The organism is Enterobacter cloacae complex sp.6700776, assembly GCF_048284255.1.
Taxonomy (GTDB): domain Bacteria; phylum Pseudomonadota; class Gammaproteobacteria; order Enterobacterales; family Enterobacteriaceae; genus Enterobacter; species Enterobacter intestinihominis.
Genome location: NZ_JBLVYK010000002.1, coordinates 54,962 through 72,267, shown reverse-complemented (window position 1 = coordinate 72,267; position 17,306 = coordinate 54,962). Strand labels below are relative to the sequence as shown.

At 57.9% G+C, this 17,306-nt stretch carries 21 protein-coding genes; 10 read left to right on the top strand and 11 right to left on the bottom strand.

The genetic code is table 11. The annotated features are described in order from the left end of the window. Positions 1-17 precede the first annotated feature (17 nt). The 6 genes from ACNQ0T_RS04340 to ACNQ0T_RS04315 are packed head-to-tail and all read left to right on the top strand — an operon-like array spanning position 18 to position 3,733. Positions 18-719, top strand: coding sequence for a YggS family pyridoxal phosphate-dependent enzyme (locus tag ACNQ0T_RS04340; protein ID WP_023298569.1), 702 nt, complete (start codon positions 18-20; stop codon positions 717-719). A 21-nt stretch (positions 720-740) separates the two neighbouring features. After that, on the top strand, positions 741-1,307 hold the full coding sequence (locus ACNQ0T_RS04335; RefSeq protein ID WP_003860024.1) for a YggT family protein: 567 nt from the start codon (positions 741-743) through the stop codon (positions 1,305-1,307). Continuing rightward, positions 1,304-1,600 (top strand): DUF167 family protein YggU, encoded by a 297-nt coding sequence (gene yggU, locus ACNQ0T_RS04330; RefSeq protein WP_022649356.1) that lies wholly within the window; start codon positions 1,304-1,306, stop codon positions 1,598-1,600. The genes ACNQ0T_RS04335 and yggU overlap by 4 nt, the downstream gene beginning before the upstream one ends. A 3-nt stretch (positions 1,601-1,603) precedes the next feature. Then, positions 1,604-2,197, top strand: coding sequence for an XTP/dITP diphosphatase (locus tag ACNQ0T_RS04325; protein WP_022649357.1), 594 nt, complete (start codon positions 1,604-1,606; stop codon positions 2,195-2,197). Further along, positions 2,190-3,338 (top strand): radical SAM family heme chaperone HemW, encoded by a 1,149-nt coding sequence (gene hemW, locus ACNQ0T_RS04320; protein WP_417929658.1) that lies wholly within the window; start codon positions 2,190-2,192, stop codon positions 3,336-3,338. The genes ACNQ0T_RS04325 and hemW overlap by 8 nt, the downstream gene beginning before the upstream one ends. 56 nt (positions 3,339-3,394) lie before the next feature. Next, positions 3,395-3,733 carry an endonuclease domain-containing protein gene (locus ACNQ0T_RS04315; protein WP_023298571.1) on the top strand — a complete coding sequence of 113 codons (339 nt, stop codon included), beginning with the start codon at positions 3,395-3,397 and terminating at the stop codon, positions 3,731-3,733. Between the two features lie 83 nt (positions 3,734-3,816). On the opposite strand, the gene ACNQ0T_RS04310 is transcribed toward ACNQ0T_RS04315, so the two are convergent. The 3 genes from ACNQ0T_RS04310 to trmB are packed head-to-tail and all read right to left on the bottom strand — an operon-like array spanning position 3,817 to position 5,636. After that, entirely contained in the window at positions 3,817-4,533 is a 717-nt protein-coding gene (locus ACNQ0T_RS04310) for a DUF2884 domain-containing protein (protein WP_022649360.1), read from the bottom strand. A gap of 57 nt (positions 4,534-4,590) precedes the next feature. Then, positions 4,591-4,917, bottom strand: a complete 327-nt coding sequence (locus tag ACNQ0T_RS04305) for a YggL family protein (RefSeq protein WP_003862421.1) — start codon at positions 4,915-4,917, stop codon at positions 4,591-4,593. Beyond that, a complete protein-coding gene (gene trmB, locus ACNQ0T_RS04300) occupies positions 4,917-5,636 on the bottom strand; it encodes a tRNA (guanosine(46)-N7)-methyltransferase TrmB (protein WP_022649361.1) in 720 nt (239 codons plus the stop codon). The genes ACNQ0T_RS04305 and trmB overlap by 1 nt, the downstream gene beginning before the upstream one ends. Positions 5,637-5,780: 144 nt before the next feature. On the opposite strand from trmB, the gene mutY reads away from it, so the two are divergent. The 4 genes from mutY to ACNQ0T_RS04280 all read left to right on the top strand — a co-directional run bounded on the left by mutY (position 5,781) and on the right by ACNQ0T_RS04280 (position 9,849). Further along, complete coding sequence (gene mutY, locus ACNQ0T_RS04295) at positions 5,781-6,833, top strand: A/G-specific adenine glycosylase (protein WP_023306917.1); 1,053 nt, start codon at positions 5,781-5,783, stop codon at positions 6,831-6,833. 26 nt (positions 6,834-6,859) lie between these two features. Continuing rightward, positions 6,860-7,132: an oxidative damage protection protein gene (locus tag ACNQ0T_RS04290; RefSeq protein ID WP_003862425.1), complete on the top strand. Its 273-nt coding sequence runs from the start codon at positions 6,860-6,862 to the stop codon at positions 7,130-7,132. A gap of 124 nt (positions 7,133-7,256) precedes the next feature. Then, positions 7,257-8,333 (top strand): membrane-bound lytic murein transglycosylase MltC, encoded by a 1,077-nt coding sequence (gene mltC / locus ACNQ0T_RS04285; protein ID WP_032621902.1) that lies wholly within the window; start codon positions 7,257-7,259, stop codon positions 8,331-8,333. Between the two features lie 259 nt (positions 8,334-8,592). After that, positions 8,593-9,849: a nucleoside permease gene (locus tag ACNQ0T_RS04280; RefSeq protein ID WP_417929656.1), complete on the top strand. Its 1,257-nt coding sequence runs from the start codon at positions 8,593-8,595 to the stop codon at positions 9,847-9,849. A gap of 79 nt (positions 9,850-9,928) precedes the next feature. Here the strand turns inward: ACNQ0T_RS04280 and citG are convergent, their stop codons facing one another. The 8 genes from citG to ACNQ0T_RS04240 are packed head-to-tail and all read right to left on the bottom strand — an operon-like array spanning position 9,929 to position 17,240. Next, on the bottom strand, positions 9,929-10,732 hold the full coding sequence (gene citG, locus ACNQ0T_RS04275) for a triphosphoribosyl-dephospho-CoA synthase CitG (protein WP_063163582.1): 804 nt from the start codon (positions 10,730-10,732) through the stop codon (positions 9,929-9,931). Next, positions 10,710-11,249 (bottom strand): citrate lyase holo-[acyl-carrier protein] synthase, encoded by a 540-nt coding sequence (gene citX / locus ACNQ0T_RS04270; protein WP_022649366.1) that lies wholly within the window; start codon positions 11,247-11,249, stop codon positions 10,710-10,712. Before citX ends, citG begins: the two co-directional genes overlap by 23 nt. Positions 11,250-11,251: 2 nt before the next feature. Then, complete coding sequence (gene citF / locus ACNQ0T_RS04265; RefSeq protein WP_045308348.1) at positions 11,252-12,769, bottom strand: citrate lyase subunit alpha; 1,518 nt, start codon at positions 12,767-12,769, stop codon at positions 11,252-11,254. Positions 12,770-12,779: 10 nt separating this feature from the next. Next, a complete protein-coding gene (gene citE, locus ACNQ0T_RS04260) occupies positions 12,780-13,655 on the bottom strand; it encodes a citrate (pro-3S)-lyase subunit beta (protein WP_023298576.1) in 876 nt (291 codons plus the stop codon). Continuing rightward, positions 13,652-13,945, bottom strand: coding sequence for a citrate lyase acyl carrier protein (gene citD / locus ACNQ0T_RS04255; RefSeq protein ID WP_017382935.1), 294 nt, complete (start codon positions 13,943-13,945; stop codon positions 13,652-13,654). Before citD ends, citE begins: the two co-directional genes overlap by 4 nt. A gap of 16 nt (positions 13,946-13,961) precedes the next feature. Next, complete coding sequence (citC, locus tag ACNQ0T_RS04250; protein WP_022649369.1) at positions 13,962-14,984, bottom strand: [citrate (pro-3S)-lyase] ligase; 1,023 nt, start codon at positions 14,982-14,984, stop codon at positions 13,962-13,964. 13 nt (positions 14,985-14,997) lie between these two features. After that, the gene (locus tag ACNQ0T_RS04245; RefSeq protein ID WP_015571851.1) at positions 14,998-15,861 is read right to left on the bottom strand and encodes a fumarylacetoacetate hydrolase family protein; all 864 of its coding nucleotides are present in this window, start codon (positions 15,859-15,861) and stop codon (positions 14,998-15,000) included. Between the two features lie 17 nt (positions 15,862-15,878). Further along, positions 15,879-17,240, bottom strand: a complete 1,362-nt coding sequence (locus ACNQ0T_RS04240; protein ID WP_022649371.1) for a 2-hydroxycarboxylate transporter family protein — start codon at positions 17,238-17,240, stop codon at positions 15,879-15,881. Positions 17,241-17,306: the final 66 nt, after the last annotated feature.

Below are 17,306 nucleotides of genomic sequence, written 5' to 3'. Positions count from 1 at the left end.
AGACAACTCCTCGGAAAATGAACGACATTGCGCATAACCTGGCACAGGTCCGGGACAAAATCTCAGCCGCGGCAACGCGTTGCGGCCGTGCTTCAGAAGAAATTACGTTGCTTGCAGTCAGCAAAACCAAGCCTGCGAGCGCCATCGCAGAAGCGATAGCCGCCGGTCATCGTGCCTTTGGTGAAAACTATGTGCAGGAAGGCGTAGATAAGATTCGCGCTTTCCGGGAGCGGGGAAATACAGACCTGCAGTGGCACTTTATCGGTCCGCTACAGTCGAACAAAAGCCGTCTGGTAGCAGAGCACTTCGACTGGTGTCACACCATCGATCGTCTGCGTATCGCTACCCGTTTGAGCGACCAGCGCCCTATGGAGATGCCAGCGCTTAACGTGCTGATTCAAATCAACATCAGTGATGAAAACAGCAAGTCCGGCATTACGCTGAGCGAACTGGATGCGCTGGCGGCGGACGTGGCGGCGCTGCCGCGCTTAACCCTGCGCGGACTGATGGCCATTCCGGCACCAGAGTCAAGTTATGAAAGGCAGTTTGCCGTAGCACAGCAAATGGCTGTAGCATTTGAGGCGCTTAAAGCGCGCTATGACACGGTAGACACGCTTTCTCTGGGCATGTCGGACGATATGGAAGCCGCCATCGCGGCAGGCAGCACCATGGTGCGCATCGGCACAGCAATTTTCGGTGCGCGCGATTACACCCAATAATAAGGAAACCTGAGGAACGCCATGAAGACGTTGACTTTCCTGCTTTCAACGGTCATTGAACTGTATACGATGGCGCTGCTACTGCGCGTCTGGATGCAGTGGGCCCGTTGTGATTTTTACAATCCATTCTCACAATTTATCGTGAAAATCACGCAGCCCATTGTGGGGCCGCTTCGCCGCATCATTCCGGCAATGGGGCCGATTGACAGTTCATCTCTGCTGATGGCGTTTATTCTGAGCGTTATCAAAGCGATCGTGCTGTTTATGGTCATCACTTTCCAGCCGATTATCTGGATTTCAGCCGTTCTGATCCTGGTTAAAACCGTCGGCTCGCTGATCTTCTGGGTCCTGCTGGTGATGGCGATTATGAGCTGGGTAAGCCGGGGCCGTAGCCCGGTGGAGTACGCGTTGATTCAGCTGACTGAACCGTTACTGCGTCCGATCCGTAGCCTGCTGCCTGCGATGGGCGGAATCGACTTCTCCCCGATGCTTCTCGTTTTGCTGCTGTACGTGCTGAATATGGGTATCGCGGAACTGTTACAGGCGACGGGTAATATGCTGCTGCCGGGGCTGTGGATGGCGTTATGAGTGCAGTTAGCCCCTGCGCCGACGGGCTGGTTTTACGGCTGTACATTCAGCCGAAAGCCAGCCGCGACAGCATTGTTGGGCTGCATGGCGACGAGCTAAAAGTCGCCATCACTGCCCCGCCCGTTGACGGCCAGGCGAATGCGCATCTGACTAAATATCTGGCAAAACAGTTTCGCGTCGCTAAAAGCCAGGTCATCATTGAGAAAGGTGAACTTGGCCGGCATAAACAGGTAAAAATCCTTAACCCGCAATCTATCCCGACGGAAGTCGCGGCTCTGACAAAACAGGACTAAACCATGCAGAAAGTTGTTCTCGCCACCGGTAACGCCGGTAAAGTGCGCGAGCTGGCCTCGCTATTACATGATTTTGGGCTGGACGTGGTGGCTCAGACCGAGCTGGGCGTGGACTCCGCCGAAGAAACCGGCCTGACGTTTATCGAAAACGCCATTCTGAAAGCGCGCCATGCGGCGCAGATCACCGGGCTGCCCGCGATTGCCGATGACTCCGGTCTGGCCGTGGATTTTCTGGGCGGTGCGCCGGGGATTTACTCCGCCCGCTATTCCGGGGTGGACGCCACCGACCAGCAGAACCTGGAAAAGCTGCTTGTGGCCCTGAACGACGTCCCTGACGAACAGCGTACCGCGCAGTTCCACTGCGTGCTGGTCTACATGCGTCACGCGGAAGATCCCACGCCGATTGTCTGTCACGGCAGCTGGCCGGGCGTGATCACCCGTGAAGCGGCGGGCAACGGCGGCTTTGGTTACGACCCGATTTTCTTTGTCCCGACCGAGGGCAAAACCGCTGCGGAACTCACCCGCGAAGAGAAAAGCGCGATCTCCCACCGTGGACGCGCCCTGAAACTGTTACTGGAAGCACTGCGTAATGGCTAATTTGCCACCTCTGAGTCTTTATATTCACATCCCATGGTGCGTGCAGAAATGCCCGTACTGCGATTTCAACTCGCACGCGCTGAAGGGCGAAGTGCCGCACGATGATTACGTCGCGCATCTGCTGGCCGATCTGGATGCCGATGTACCGTACGCACAGGGACGTGAAGTGAAGACCATTTTTATTGGTGGCGGTACGCCGAGCCTGCTTTCAGGCCCGGCGATGCAGACGCTGCTGGACGGTGTGCGCACACGCCTGAAGCTGGCAGCGGATGCTGAAATTACGATGGAAGCCAACCCGGGCACCGTTGAGGCCGACCGTTTTGTCGAGTATCAGCGCGCGGGCGTGAACCGTATCTCCATCGGCGTGCAGAGCTTTAGCGAGCCAAAGCTGAAGCGTCTGGGGCGCATTCATGGCCCGGAAGAGGCAAAGCGCGCGGCGAACCTGGCAACGGGGCTTGGGCTGCGCAGTTTTAACCTCGATTTGATGCACGGCCTGCCGGATCAGTCGCTGGAAGAAGCGCTGGACGATTTGCGTCAGGCAATTGAACTGAACCCGCCGCATCTGTCGTGGTATCAGTTGACCATTGAACCGAACACCCTGTTTGGTTCCCGTCCTCCGGTGCTGCCGGACGATGACGCGCTGTGGGATATCTTCGAGCAGGGCCACCAGCTTTTGACCGCGGCGGGGTATCAGCAATACGAAACCTCGGCGTATGCGAAGCCGGGCTATCAGTGTCAGCACAACCTGAACTACTGGCGCTTTGGTGATTATCTGGGGATTGGCTGCGGGGCACACGGCAAAGTGACCTTCCCGGACGGGCGCATTCTGCGCACTGCAAAAACGCGTCATCCGCGCGGGTTTATGGAAGGCCGCTACCTGGAGCGTCAGCATGACGTCGAGGCGGTGGATAAGCCGTTTGAGTTCTTTATGAACCGCTTCCGTCTGCTGGAAGCCGCACCGCGCGCGGAGTTTGCGCTCTACACCGGGTTGTCAGAGTCGGTGATTCGTCCGCAGATTGACGAGGCGTTGGCGCAGGGGTATCTGACCGAGTGTAATGAGTACTGGCAGATCACCGAGCACGGTAAGCTGTTCCTAAACTCCCTTCTTGAGCTGTTCCTCGCTGAAAATCCTGAAGGCTGATTCAGGATTTTACATCCCGTTCTGCTGGTTGAGGGAAAGGCTGGCAGAGTGTGGGGATGGAAAAATCAAAACAACTCCGCAAACAAATGACACCCGAAGAATTACGCCTCTGGTATCTGCTCAGAGGTCGCCGCTTCTTTGGGTATAAGTTTCGCCGACAGATGCCGGTTGGGCCGTACATCGTGGATTTTGCCTGCTTTAAGGCGAAACTGATTGTTGAGCTGGACGGGGGGCAACATCAGGATAAAGAGGCCTATGACTCTCGTCGCACCGAGTTTTTGAATGCGAACGGCTGGGAAGTCGTACGGTTCTGGAATCATGAATTCAGGGCTAATGAGGAGGAGATGCTGATGGCTATTCTGCAACGATTGCAATGCCTGATGCCCTCACCCTAACCCTCTCCCACAGGGAGAGGGAACTGGTTACTCCCTCTCCCCTGGGGAGAGGGCCGGGGTGAGGGGCCCTACGCGCAGAGGCGTTACTTCAGCGTCCCCACCAGCGCCTTCCGGCTGTCTTCCAGGGACACCACGCGTTTACACACGTCTTTGCCGAACTGCTGGAAATCGGCTTCCTGATTCTTCCACTCGTTCTGAATCGAGGTTTGCAGTCCGCCCAGGCTACCCAGTACACCCTGCAACGGATTACCGCCGCCTTTCAGCACCGCTTTGGCGCCCATCTCGTTGATGCTGTCCTGGAGAATGCCGCCCATCGCCTGGTTCACCAGCTGCTGACCGTCGGCTCGCACCTGATCGATCGCCTTATAGTGGAACGTCAGGCCATCAGAGCGCGTCTCAATAATGCGGTTCATCTGTTCTTTCAGCTGTTTATCCAGCTTCGTCAGGCGGGTGCGCATATTGCTGCTCTCCCCCACCTCTTTGGTGATGATTTTATCCAGCGCCACGCGGCCCTTCTCAACGCGGGTCAGCGCGCCATCGTTTATCCATGGCAGCGCGGTACGCAACTCGGCCTGGTAGTCCATCGCCTGCTCGCGCTGGGCGGCCGTCAGGTTTTGCTGTTTGCCGTTAAACGTCACGTTGCCATCCGGCGTGATCACCAGATTGCCATTCTCGCCCTTAACCTGCACGGTTTGCGGGCTTAATACCACGTCGTCACGCGGGGTGACGCTACATTTATACTCCGCATGGGCGGTGGTTCCGATTGCCAGTAAAGCAACCGCCAGCAACGTTTTACGCATCTTCAACACTCCCTCAGACAAAATGGGCCAGCTAATGCTGGCCCCGTTCTTGCTTTATTAGTCCCACCAAACGTCGAAAAGTTCGCTGACGCGGACATCTTCCAGTTTGTGGTCTTCAAGCCATTTGCGTACCAGCGCCTGATGTTCTTCGGTGCATTTCCCCACTTCCTGGGTGCAAATCAGACCTTCCCACGCCAGATAGCCGCTACCGTCGAAGGCCAGCTTGTTGGGTTCGATCACCTCGTTGATGAACGCATCAACGTCCTGATCGATCTGCTCAACGCTGGTGCCTTCCGGGAAACGCCAGGCAACGGAGAAACCCACTTCCTGGAATTCTTCGATGTGCATCTTTTTACGCAGACGACGGCTACGATTCTTTGCCATTATTTCACCCTCTCGAACATTAAGTCCCATACGCCGTGACCAAGACGATGGCCACGCTGTTCAAATTTTGTCACCGGACGTGAATCCGGACGCGGTACGTAGTCGTTGCTTTCAGACTGGTTTTTATACCCGTCCAGCGACGACATCACTTCCAGCATGTGTTCCGCATAAGGTTCCCAGTCGGTCGCCATGTGGAAGACGCCGCCCAGCTTAAGCTTACTTTTCACCAGCTCGGCAAACGGCGCCTGAACGATACGGCGTTTATTATGACGCGCTTTGTGCCACGGGTCAGGGAAAAAGAGCTGAACCATGTTCAAAGAATTGTCAGGAATCATTTTGTGCAGCACTTCCACCGCGTCGTGACACATAACGCGCAGGTTCTCAACGCCCTCTTCATGGGCCGTTGCCAGACACGCACCGACGCCTGGCGAGTGCACTTCAATACCGAGGAAGTTCTGCTCCGGTCGCGCTTTCGCCATAGTGACCAGCGAGGTGCCCATACCGAAACCGATCTCCAGCGTCACTGGCGCATCGCGGCCAAACAGCTCGGTAAAGTCGAGCGGCTGCTCGCTGAACTCAACGCCCATCACCGGCCAGTAGTTGTCCAGCGCGTGTTGCTGCCCTTTTGTCAGGCGGCCCTGACGGCGGACAAAGCTGCGAATACGGCGCAGCGGGCGACCGTTTTCATCAAATTCCGGTGAAATGACGTCGTTTTTCATAAAAGAGTTGTCTGCTTGTGAGAGTGTACGGGAAACGGGCATTATCCAAAGTTAAGGCTTCTATGCAAGCATGGGAAAGATCCGGTTTACAGCAGATTGACGCTGTGCTGCAATCTGCCTCCCTGATTAAGCGAATCGATGACCATGCAAGCCTCTCAATTTTCAGCCCAGGTGCTGGACTGGTACGACAAATACGGGCGTAAAACCCTGCCCTGGCAAATTGAAAAAACGCCTTACAAAGTATGGCTCTCCGAGGTGATGTTGCAACAAACGCAGGTCGCGACGGTCATTCCTTATTTCGAGCGTTTTATGGCGCGCTTCCCGACAATCACCGATCTGGCCAATGCGCCGTTAGACGAGGTACTGCACTTGTGGACAGGCCTCGGCTATTACGCCCGTGCGCGCAACCTGCACAAAGCCGCACAGCAGGTCGCCACCCGCCACAACGGTAAATTCCCGGAGACCTTTGACGAGGTGGCGGATTTGCCCGGCGTCGGGCGTTCAACCGCAGGCGCAATTCTCTCCCTGTCTTTAGGCAAGCATTTCCCTATTCTCGACGGCAACGTCAAGCGCGTGCTGGCACGCTGCTACGCCGTAGAAGGCTGGCCGGGCAAGAAAGAGGTTGAGAAGCGCCTGTGGGAGATCAGTGAAGCGGTCACTCCGGCGAAAGGGGTGGAGCGTTTTAACCAGGCGATGATGGATCTGGGCGCGATGGTCTGCACCCGTTCAAAACCGAAGTGCGAACTCTGCCCGGTAAATAACCTCTGCGTGGCCTATGCGAACCACTCCTGGGCGCAGTATCCGGGGAAAAAACCGAAGCAGACGCTGCCTGAACGCACCGGGTACATGCTGCTGATGCAGCATGGCGACGAGGTGTTTCTCGCCCAGCGCCCGCCGAGTGGCCTGTGGGGTGGTCTATACTGCTTCCCACAGTTTGAGGATGAAGCTTCGCTTCGGGCATGGCTTGAACAGCGCGGCATTGCGGCCGATACCCTGACGCAACTCAACGCGTTCCGTCATACCTTCAGCCATTTCCATCTGGATATTGTGCCTATGTGGCTTCCCGTGTCCTCATTCACCTCCTGCATGGATGAAGGCACCGCTCTCTGGTATAACTTAGCGCAACCGCCATCAGTCGGGCTGGCGGCTCCCGTGGAGCGCCTGTTACAGCAATTACGTGTCGGTGCAATGGTTTAGCATCGGCAAGACAAAGAGGAATGAGTATGGCCAGAACCATTTTTTGTACTTTCCTGCAGCGCGACGCTGAAGGCCAGGATTTCCAGCTCTACCCGGGCGACCTGGGTAAACGCATTTACAACGAGATCTCCAAAGAAGCCTGGGGACAGTGGCAGAAAAAACAGACCATGCTGATCAACGAGAAAAAGCTCAGCATGATGAACCCGGAACACCGCAAGCTGCTGGAGCAGGAGATGGTGAACTTCCTGTTCGAGGGTAAAGACGTCCACATCGAAGGCTATACGCCACCGGAAAAATAATACTCTGCGGCTGCTGCCCGGCGGCGCTGCGCTTGCACGGGCCTACGGTTATGTAGGCCGGGTAAGCGCAGCGCCACCCGGCAACAGCAACCTCAAAGCAAACACAACACGCACTCCCGGAATGATGAAAAAACTATTAGCGCTAGCACTTGTTGCGCCGTTGCTTGTGTCTTGTTCTTCCAAAAAGGGCGATAGCTATAACGAAGCCTGGGTTAAGGACACCAACGGTTTTGACATTTTGATGGGGCAGTTTGCCCATAACATCGAGAACATATGGGGATTTAACGAAGTTCTTATTGCCGGACCGAAGGACTACGTTAAGTATACCGACGCCTATCAGACCCGTAGCCACATCAACTTCGATGACGGTACGATTACGATTGAAACCATCGCGGGGACTGAACCTGCGGCGCATTTACGTCAGGCCATCATCAAAACCCTGCTGATGGGCGACGATCCGGGATCTATCGATCTCTACTCTGATGCCGATGACATTACAATCTCCAAAGAGCCATTCCTGTATGGGCAGGTCGTTGATCAGACCGGTCAGCCGATTCGCTGGGAAGGTCGCGCGACGAATTTCGCAGACTATTTGCTGCAAACGCGCCTGAAAAGCCGCACCAATGGCCTGAAGGTGATCTATAGCGTTACGATCAACCTGGTGCCGAACCACCTCGACAAGCGTGCGCATAAGTATCTGGGCATGGTGCGTCAGGCGTCGCGTAAGTATGGCGTGGATGAGTCGCTGATCCTGGCGATTATGCAGACCGAATCCTCGTTCAACCCGTATGCGGTGAGCCGTTCCGACGCGCTGGGGCTGATGCAGGTTGTGCAGCACAGCGCCGGTAAAGACGTGTTCCGCGCGCAGGGGAAATCCGGTACGCCGAGCCGCAGCTACCTGTTTGACCCGCAAAGCAACATTGATACCGGTACCGCATATCTGGCGATGCTGAACAATGTTTATCTCGGCGGGATTGATAACCCGACTTCACGTCGCTATGCGGTGATCACCGCCTACAACGGCGGAGCGGGCAGCGTCCTGCGCGTCTTCTCGAACGATAAAGTTCAGGCCGCGAACATCATCAACAGCATGGCGCCGGGGGACGTGTACTCCACGCTGACCACTCGCCACCCGTCTGCGGAATCCCGCCGCTATCTGTATAAGGTGAATACGGCGCAGAAGAACTACCGTCGCCGCTAGAAACCAACACCACCCCTCACCCTGCCCTCTCCCCAAAGGGGAGAGGGTTAGGGTGAGGGGGCATCAGACCGCACCCATCTCATCCCACCCATACAAAAATGCTATTTGCATCACAATCCAAACTGCAAATTAATGTGGATTGCATTTTTTTGCGGGAGGTAACAAAACATATCGTTGCCAACTGATAGAATTGCATCAAATAACAACCCTGAATGTTCCTATAACAACATATCTCCCGCTCACTTGTGAGGAAAGTAACATGAACCTTAAGCTGCAGCTTAAAATCTTGTCGTTTCTGCAGTTCTGCCTGTGGGGTAGCTGGCTGACTACACTCGGCTCCTATATGTTTGTGACGCTCAAGTTCGATGGTGCGTCAATCGGTGCCGTCTACAGCTCGCTGGGTATTGCGGCTGTTTTCATGCCAACGCTGCTCGGTATCGTGGCGGATAAATGGTTAAGTGCGAAATGGCTGTATATGCTTTGCCATCTGATGGGTGCGGGGACGCTGTTTATGGCGGCCGAAGTGACCACGCCGGGGGCGATGTTTATGGTGATCCTGCTTAACTCGCTGGCGTATATGCCAACGCTTGGCCTGATCAACACCATCTCCTACTACCGCCTGAAATCTGCCGGTCTGGATATCGTCACCGACTTCCCGCCAATCCGTATCTGGGGCACCATCGGCTTTATCATGGCAATGTGGGGCGTGAGCTTCGCGGGCTTCGAGCTGAGCCACATGCAGCTGTATATTGGTGCCGCGCTCTCCGTGCTGCTGGCGCTGTTCACCCTGACGCTGCCCACCATTCCGGTTTCTAACCAGCAGAAAAACCAGAGCTGGAGCACCATGCTTGGCCTGGACGCCTTCGCCCTGTTCAAAAACAAGCGCATGGCGATCTTCTTTATTTTCTCCATGCTGCTGGGGGCGGAACTGCAAATCACCAACATGTTCGGTAATACCTTCCTGCACAGCTTCGATAACGATCCGCTGTTTGCCGGGAGCTTTATCGTTGAACACGCGTCGGTGATGATGTCCATCTCGCAGATCTCTGAGACGCTGTTCATCCTGACCATCCCGTTCTTCCTGAGCCGCTACGGCATCAAGAACGTCATGCTGATCAGTATCGCTGCCTGGATGTTGCGCTTCGGTCTGTTCGCCTACGGCGACCCAAGCGCGTTCGGTACCGTGCTGCTGGTTCTGTCGATGATTGTTTACGGCTGCGCCTTCGACTTCTTCAACATCTCCGGCTCGGTGTTTGTAGAAAAAGAGGTGAAACCTGAAATTCGCGCCAGCGCGCAGGGCATGTTCCTGATGATGACCAACGGCTTCGGCTGTATTCTGGGCGGCGTGGTGAGCGGTAAAGTGGTTGAGATGTATACCACCAACGGCATCACCAACTGGCAGCCAGTGTGGCTGATCTTCGCCGGGTACTCACTGGTGCTGTTCTTCGCGTTCATCGTGCTGTTCAAGTACAAGCACGTACGCGAACCACACGGTGCGCAGCCGATCGCGCATTGATTGTTGTGCCCGGTGGCGCTGCGCTTACCGGGCCTACAAAACCAGACCGTAGGCCGGGTAAGGCGTAGCCGCCACCCGGCTATTTTATTCCAGAAAGCACCCACCCCACCGACAGCAAATCCGCGCTGCCGCCCGGGCTCAGATTGCGTTCAATCAATGCCTTATCCATCTTCAGCAACGCCTCGCAGTCCCAGCCGTTAGCCAGTAATTCCCGCGCGTAGCCCTGAACGTAGCGCAGCCCCTCAATGCCGCCGCGCGAAACGAGATTGCTGTCCTGATTTACCGCCATCAGGCGCAACAGCAGGGCGTGAAGCGACTGACCGTTCCACGCATCCAAAGCCTTACGCACCGTGGCAAAGCCGCTTTCTGCCTCACCGCGCGCGCCGGTTAAACCGTACTGTTGAAACTGTCGCTCTCCCGCCGTTGCCTGCCCGCTGCGCCCGCCCAGTTCCCGCGCCACCAGCCCACGACAGATGTTACTTACCTCACAACAGAGGCTATCCGCAGAGATATTTTTTACACGTCCGGCGGCGAAGCAGAGCAAACCAAGGGCAAAAATCCCGCCCTTGTGCGTGTTCACCCCGCCCGTGGCGGCGTACATTGCCTGCTCACAGGCCATTCCCATCGGGCGGATAATCCGCAACTGCTGATCGGCAGGTTTTTCCGCATGTGCTTCACCCAGTTCCGCAAAACGGGCAAACCACGGCGTAATCGCCGCAATGCTGCGGAGGAATAAGGTATGGTCCATATCGCGATGGGAGCCGTTATTGAGCCTGTCCACCAGCCCCGGTTTGGGCGTCAGCTCCAGCTCCTGCCACAGCGCCTCTGCGGCAAGCGCAGGGACATCAACCGGGCGCGGTTTAGTCGCGAGCAAACCAGTCATCTATCATCTTCTCCACGCGGGAAACCACCTGCTCAACGGGATGGTGCCGAGAACGGGAACAAGCGTGGGCAGGCTCGTCGCAAATCAGACAGCGCCTGAGGTGTGAACCCAACGACTGACGGCCAACGTGGCCGTTTTCAGGGCAGATCACATCCAGATCCCACAGTCTGCCGAGCGGGTGCGTCTGCTCCAGTTCAGCACAGTGCGCTTTAATTTCCGCCGCCGGATGCGCGACGCACCACAGCGCTTCAGGTCCGGTGGGTAGCCAGAGCACCTGGCGATCCAGCACCTGCCAGCGGTTTTCCCACAGCAGCTGGTCGCACATCTGTAACGCCACGCCCATGGTGTTGCGATAGCGCAGGCTGTCTTTGATTTGCCCGGGCGTGACCAGCGTTAGGGAGATCACCGGTTGTTGATGGTGCGTAAGCCAGTCAGCCTGACGGGCTGCGCGGCGCTCTTTCGCCGCCAGCAGCGCGTCCAGGCTGACACCCGTCCGCACGGGTGTCGCAATAGTCATATTCACTCCTTTACCTGTCGAACGGTGTCGATCACGCTGCCGTCGCGGTAGCGGATCACCCCGACAATTTTGTCGGTAAACTCAATCGGTTTCGGTACGCCGGTCAGGGAAATCGCCCGCTCATAGAGCGCGTTGATATCTACAACCTTCAGGCCTGCTTCCATGAGTCGTTCGCGGATCTCCGGGCGCGCCGGGTTGACCGCAATACCGTGGTCGGTGACCAGCACGTCAATGCTCTCCCCCGGCGTGAGGCGCGTGGTAACGCGCTTCACAACGGTCGGGATGCGGCTTCGCAGCAGCGGCGCGACCACAATGGTCAGGTTGGCTGCCGACGCCACGTCGCAGTGCCCGCCGGATGCGCCGCGCATCACGCCGTCGGATCCGGTGATGACGTTGACGTTAAAATCGACGTCGATTTCCAGCGCGCTGAGGATCACCACGTCGAGCTGGTCGCAGCTTGCCGCCTTGCTGCCGGGGTTGGCGTAGACGTTGGTGGAGATCTCCACGTGGTTCGGGTTGCGCGCCAGCGAGGCCGCCGCCTGGCCGTCAAAGCACTGGGTGTCGAGCAGCTTTTCGATGAGCCCCTTCTCGTGCAAATCCACCAGGCTGCCGGTGATACCGCCAAGGGCGAAGCGCGCCTTCACGCCGCTGCGCTCCATCTTCTCTTCCATAAAGCGGGTGCAGGCGGTCGCCGCCGCGCCGGAGCCGGTCTGCATCGAGAAGCCCGGTTTAAAGTAACCAGAGTGTTCAATCACGTCCGCCGCATAGCGGGCAATCATCAGCTCGCGCGGGTTGCTGGTGACGCGCGCCGCACCGACGCTGATTTTCGCCGGGTCGCCCACGCTCTCCACCTGCACGATGTAGTCCACCTGATCCTGCACCAGGCTGGCGGGCATATTCGGGAACGGCACCAGCTCTTCGGTCAGCAGCACCACCTTACGGGCAAAGTGTGCGTCCACCATGGCGTAGCCCAGCGAACCGCAGCACGATTTGCCCTGCGTGCCGTTGGCGTTGCCAAACTCATCGCTGCACGGCACGCCAAGAAATGCCACGTCGATATTCAGCTCGCCATCCTGGAGCAGCTTCACGCGCCCCCCGTGGGAGTGAATTTGTACCGGCTCGTCCATCAGCCCGTGGGAGATGGCCTCCGCCAGCCTGCCGCGCATACCGGAGGTATAAATTCGGGCGATCACGCCGCTTTGAATATGCTCGATCAGCGCGTCGTTGCAGGTCATCAGCGAGCTGGAGGCCAGGGTCAAATTTTTAAAACCCATCCGCGCCAGCAGCGCCACAACGGTGTTGATCACCCGGTCGCCTTCGCGAAAGGCATGGTGGAAAGAGATGGTCATCCCGTCCTGCAAGCCGCTGCGCATGACGGCTTCTTCGAGGGAGGCGCAAAGCTTACGGTTGTGTTTCGCCTCGCTGTCCGCCAGCCACGGCGTCGCGCTGTGGGCGGTATCAAAAGGCTTCAGATCCCGCAGATGGGGGAAATTCACATGGAGAAGTTCTGTCTGATTCATTATGTCATCCTTACCGACGCACGCCGGAGGCCGCCGCGCGCTCCAGCACCACCTGCGCGTGGTTAATAATCGGTGCATCCACCATTTTGCCGTTGAGCGAGACCACGCCCAGGCCGTTACGCTCGCCCTCTTCTGCCGCTTCAATCACCCGTTTGGCGTGCTCCACCTCTTCCTGAGTCGGGGCGTAGGCGTTGTGCAGCAGGTCAATCTGGCGCGGGTTAATCAGCGATTTGCCGTTAAAGCCCATCTTGCGGATCAGATCGACCTCGCGCAGGAACCCGGCTTCGTCGTTAACGTCTGACCACACCACGTCGAAGGCGTCGATGCCTGCCGCGCGGGCGGCGTGCAGCACGGCGCAGCGGGCGTAGAACAGCTCGGTGCCGTCGCCGCGCTCGGTCTGCATGTCCATTACGTAGTCAAAGGCGGCCAGCGCGATGCCGATCAGGCGCGGGGAGCTGCGGGCAATCGCCACGGCGTTGATGACGCCAATGGCCGATTCAATCGCCGCCATCACGCGGGTGGAACCTACTTCACGCCCGCACTCCTGCTCAATGCGCTCGAGGTGGCCTTCCAGCTCGTAGATATCGTCCGGGGTGTCGGTTTTCGGCAGGCGAATCACGTCTACGCCCGCGCGCACGGCGGCCTCCAGATCCAGCAGGCCAAACGGCGTGCTCAGCGGGTTAATACGCACCACGGTTTCGATATCCTGATACATCGGGTGCTGCAACGCGTGGAACACCAGCATGCGTGCGGTGTCTTTCTCGCGCAGGGCCACGGCGTCCTCAAGGTCAAACATGATGGAGTCGGGGCGGTAGATAAAGGCGGTGGAGAGCATGGCGGCATTGGCGCCCGGCAGGAACAGCATACTGCGGCGGAGTTTGCTCATTTCAGCGCCCCCCAGTTGATGGCCTGTTCATCGGCGGCACGCAGAAGCGCGCTTTGCAGGCGGGCGCGGATCACACAGTCCAGCGCCCCTTTGTCTTCAATAATGATTAATCCCTGGTGCACGTTCATGGCGCGCAATGTGTCGTTGACCACCTGGCGTATTTGCTCGCCAAACTGCTTAATCACTTCACTGTGGATGACAATCTCCAGCTCACCGTGAGCGGGGGCGATTTTCACCATCAGGTCGCTGGACTCCTGCGTTCCGGCCAGCGCCTCCCTTACAATATTCATGATAAATTCCTGATAGTTATGCGACTTCCGCACTCGCACGATAATGTGCTTCGAGGTGCGCGAAGGTGGAGTCCGGGACAATCTCCCGGATCCGGGAAAACTGCTGTGTCTTGAGTAAACGGCGCACTTCCGAGGCCGAAATGGCGTTGCCGGTGGCTTTGATGCGCGGCATTTCCACCACGTCGATGTGCGAGGCCAGCAGATCGTGCAGCGTCTGGTTGTACTGGCGGGTGATATCGCAGAACGGTTCCGAACCAATAAAACGGTGCGTGATGCCCAGCGCCGGGGCGATAAAGTCCCGGAAGATCAGCACGTCGATCTCGCTCCACGCCTGCTGCACTTTGCCGGTCTCCTTCAGGAAGTAGGCCGGAAACGTGGCGCGGGAGATGATGTACTGCGAGCCTTCATGCACCACCACGTTCGGCAGATGCGCCACGCCCGCACGCACCATCTCAAGGCGCGCGCTGAACGGGAAGAACGAGGCGTCTTCACGCACCACGAACAGATGTAGGGCATCGCACTGCGCCGCCGCCTGCTCCACCAGATGACGGTGACCGAGGGTGAACGGGTTGGCGTTCATCACGATGGCACCAATCTTCTCCCCACACTTGCGGCTAGCGCGCAGGGATCGGCAGTAGCGCACGATCCCTTGCGGAGTGTTCTCCATTAGCACCGCGTTGTTCCCGCTCTGGGCAACCGGCCAGAAACCGCTGCGGCCAAAGCGCTCCTTATTACACGGACGGGTGCAGAGGAAGAGGTGAAAATGGCCGCGCTCCAGCGCCGCATTTTCCACCTCTGCCAGCAGACGCGCGCTGAGGTTTTCCCCACGAAGCTGCTCGTTGACCGCCACGCACTTGATGACGTTGGCAGCAAGCCCGGCGCAACCCACCAGCTGCGCGCCGGACCAGGCTTCAACAAACAGCGTGATGTCGTTGTCCAGGCCAAGGCCGCTGTCTGCCAGCAGGTAGCGGATCTGGCTTAAGCGTTCCGGGTGTTTCGCCACAACGGTGTGGCGAAAATCAATGGGTTGCGATTGCATGCTGCCGCCTTACTCAGTGCGCTGCCGCGAGCCCGACGGCTGGCGCTTCCACGATCACGTTGCTCAGATGACCGATATGTTCGATCTCCACCTCAATGCGATCCCCCTCCTTCATAAACAGTGGCGGGTTGCGCTTTTTACCCACCCCGCCAGGCGAGCCGGTGATGATCACGTCGCCCGGGCTGAGACGGGTGAAGGTGCTGATGTACTCGATCAACTCCGCCACCTTGTGGATCATGCTGCTGGTGTTGTCCTCCTGCACCATGCGGCCGTTCAGCCAGGTGCGGATCGCCAGGCTGTGCGGGTCCGGGATCTCATCCGCCGTCGCCATCCACGGGCCGAACGCCCCGGTCTGCCGCCAGTTTTTCCCGGCGGTGAACCAGGTGTGCTGCCAGTCGCGGGCGGAGCCGTCCATGTAGCAGCTGTAGCCCGCCACGTGGCGCAGGGCGTCGTCGCGGCTGATGTTCTCCCCGCCTTTGCCGATGATCACCGCCAGCTCGCCTTCGTAGTCGAACTCGCTGGAGTGGCGCGGCTTCAGCACCGGCTCGTTGTGGCCGGTCTGTGAATCCGGGAAGCGGACAAACAGGGTCGGGGCCGGGTTATGCTGATCAAACTCCTTGCGCTTGTCGGCATAGTTCATGCCCACGCAGAGAATTTTTTCCGGCTGGACAATCACCGGTAAGAAGGTGATGGCGTTCAGCGGTACATCCACCGCGTCGTTCAGAAAACGGGTGGCCTGCGCCAGCCCGTTCCCCTGCAACAGCGCTTTAAGGTCGCCATAGCGGTCGCCCAGGCGGCGGCCTAAATCAATCACGCCCTCGGCCTGAACGATGCCGTAGCTGCGTTTACCCTGGTATAAAAAGCTTGCGAGTTTCATTGTTCTTTCCTGAAAACTTAAACGAGGAAGTTGCCCAGAATCAGCAGTGAGACAGAGACGTTAATCGCCCCGCCGATACGGGTAGCAATCTGGGCGAATGGCATCAGGCTCATGCGGTTGCCTGCGGTCAGGATCGCCACGTCACCGGTACCGCCCTGCCCGCTCTGACAGCAGGAGACGATGGCGACATCAATCGGGTGCATACCAATCTTTTTGCCAACGAAGAATCCGGTTGCCACCAGCGCGGAAACGGTGCTGATAATCACCAGCAGGTTGCTGACGGTGAACGCCGCCACCAGTTCATGCCATGGGGTAATCGCCACGCCAACGGCGAAGAGAATCGGGTAGGTCACGGAGGTCTGGAAGAATTTGTACACCACCTGAGAACCCTCCAGCAGACGCGGAGAGGCGCCATTGCAGAGCTTCACCAGCACCGCCATAAACAGCATACCGACCGGCGCTGGCAGACCAATCAGCTTGTGGCCGAGCATGCCCAGCATGTACAGCAGCACCGCCAGCAGCGCGCCGGAGGCGATGGTGGTCACATCCGCTTTGCCGGAGAACGCGGGTTGAGAGACGGTGGCATCGGCGTTGGCGCGGTTAGGCATCAGCTGGCCTTCACCGGTCAGGTGCGGGTAGCGTTTCCCGAGCTGGTTGAGGCAACCGGAGATGATGATCGCCGTCAGGCCGCCGAGCATTACCATCGGCAGCACGCGGCCGAGCGCCACGCCCTGATCCATGTGCAGCAGGGTGGCATAGCCGATAGAGAGCGGGATCGCCCCTTCCCCGACGCCGCCCGCCATGATCGGCAGAATGATAAAGAAGAAGATCTGGAACGGCTCAAGGCCCAGCGCCAGTCCAACGCCCATGCCGACAATCATGCCGACGATTTCACCGCACAGCATCGGGAAGAAGATGCGCAGGAAGCCCTGGATCAGCACGGTGCGGTTCATGCTCATGATGCTGCCGACAATAATGCAGCAGATATAGAGGTAGAGAATATTGGTGGATTTATAGAATTTGGTCGTGGACTCAACCACCACGTCCGGCAGCAGGCCGTAATAGACCAACGCGGAAGGGATAAAGGTGGCGCAAATTGCCGCCGCGCCGAGCTTGCCGACAATCGGCAGGCGTTTGCCGAACTCACCGCAGGCAAAGCCGAAGAAGGCCAGCGTGGCCACCATGACCACGATGTCGCTCGGCAGTTTTCCGCCCAGGCAATCTATCGCAATCAGCGCGCCCGCCAGAACGAACAGTGGCAGAGGAATAATGCCGATTTTCCAGGTATCCATAATATGCCACCAGCGCTCTTTGAGCGATGGCCGCTGAATATCAATCGGGTCGTGGGTAACAGAGAATGAATCGTCAGTTGTGCTCATAATAAGCCCCTTAGTTATTTTGTGCGTCCAGCTTAGAGTCACAAAGGCTTACTTTATGTGAGGAAT

What these genes read in the sequence shown, in the direction of transcription:
- ACNQ0T_RS04340 (WP_023298569.1), top strand. Translation starts at nt 18, where the DNA reads ATGAACGACATTGCGCATAACCTGGCACAGGTCCGGGACAAAATCTCA.
- ACNQ0T_RS04335 (WP_003860024.1), top strand. Translation starts at nt 741, where the DNA reads ATGAAGACGTTGACTTTCCTGCTTTCAACGGTCATTGAACTGTATACG.
- yggU (WP_022649356.1), top strand. Translation starts at nt 1,304, where the DNA reads ATGAGTGCAGTTAGCCCCTGCGCCGACGGGCTGGTTTTACGGCTGTAC.
- ACNQ0T_RS04325 (WP_022649357.1), top strand. Translation starts at nt 1,604, where the DNA reads ATGCAGAAAGTTGTTCTCGCCACCGGTAACGCCGGTAAAGTGCGCGAG.
- hemW (WP_417929658.1), top strand. Translation starts at nt 2,190, where the DNA reads ATGGCTAATTTGCCACCTCTGAGTCTTTATATTCACATCCCATGGTGC.
- ACNQ0T_RS04315 (WP_023298571.1), top strand. Translation starts at nt 3,395, where the DNA reads ATGGAAAAATCAAAACAACTCCGCAAACAAATGACACCCGAAGAATTA.
- ACNQ0T_RS04310 (WP_022649360.1), bottom strand. Translation starts at nt 4,533, where the DNA reads ATGCGTAAAACGTTGCTGGCGGTTGCTTTACTGGCAATCGGAACCACC.
- ACNQ0T_RS04305 (WP_003862421.1), bottom strand. Translation starts at nt 4,917, where the DNA reads ATGGCAAAGAATCGTAGCCGTCGTCTGCGTAAAAAGATGCACATCGAA.
- trmB (WP_022649361.1), bottom strand. Translation starts at nt 5,636, where the DNA reads ATGAAAAACGACGTCATTTCACCGGAATTTGATGAAAACGGTCGCCCG.
- mutY (WP_023306917.1), top strand. Translation starts at nt 5,781, where the DNA reads ATGCAAGCCTCTCAATTTTCAGCCCAGGTGCTGGACTGGTACGACAAA.
- ACNQ0T_RS04290 (WP_003862425.1), top strand. Translation starts at nt 6,860, where the DNA reads ATGGCCAGAACCATTTTTTGTACTTTCCTGCAGCGCGACGCTGAAGGC.
- mltC (WP_032621902.1), top strand. Translation starts at nt 7,257, where the DNA reads ATGAAAAAACTATTAGCGCTAGCACTTGTTGCGCCGTTGCTTGTGTCT.
- ACNQ0T_RS04280 (WP_417929656.1), top strand. Translation starts at nt 8,593, where the DNA reads ATGAACCTTAAGCTGCAGCTTAAAATCTTGTCGTTTCTGCAGTTCTGC.
- citG (WP_063163582.1), bottom strand. Translation starts at nt 10,732, where the DNA reads ATGACTGGTTTGCTCGCGACTAAACCGCGCCCGGTTGATGTCCCTGCG.
- citX (WP_022649366.1), bottom strand. Translation starts at nt 11,249, where the DNA reads ATGACTATTGCGACACCCGTGCGGACGGGTGTCAGCCTGGACGCGCTG.
- citF (WP_045308348.1), bottom strand. Translation starts at nt 12,769, where the DNA reads ATGAATCAGACAGAACTTCTCCATGTGAATTTCCCCCATCTGCGGGAT.
- citE (WP_023298576.1), bottom strand. Translation starts at nt 13,655, where the DNA reads ATGAGCAAACTCCGCCGCAGTATGCTGTTCCTGCCGGGCGCCAATGCC.
- citD (WP_017382935.1), bottom strand. Translation starts at nt 13,945, where the DNA reads ATGAATATTGTAAGGGAGGCGCTGGCCGGAACGCAGGAGTCCAGCGAC.
- citC (WP_022649369.1), bottom strand. Translation starts at nt 14,984, where the DNA reads ATGCAATCGCAACCCATTGATTTTCGCCACACCGTTGTGGCGAAACAC.
- ACNQ0T_RS04245 (WP_015571851.1), bottom strand. Translation starts at nt 15,861, where the DNA reads ATGAAACTCGCAAGCTTTTTATACCAGGGTAAACGCAGCTACGGCATC.
- ACNQ0T_RS04240 (WP_022649371.1), bottom strand. Translation starts at nt 17,240, where the DNA reads ATGAGCACAACTGACGATTCATTCTCTGTTACCCACGACCCGATTGAT.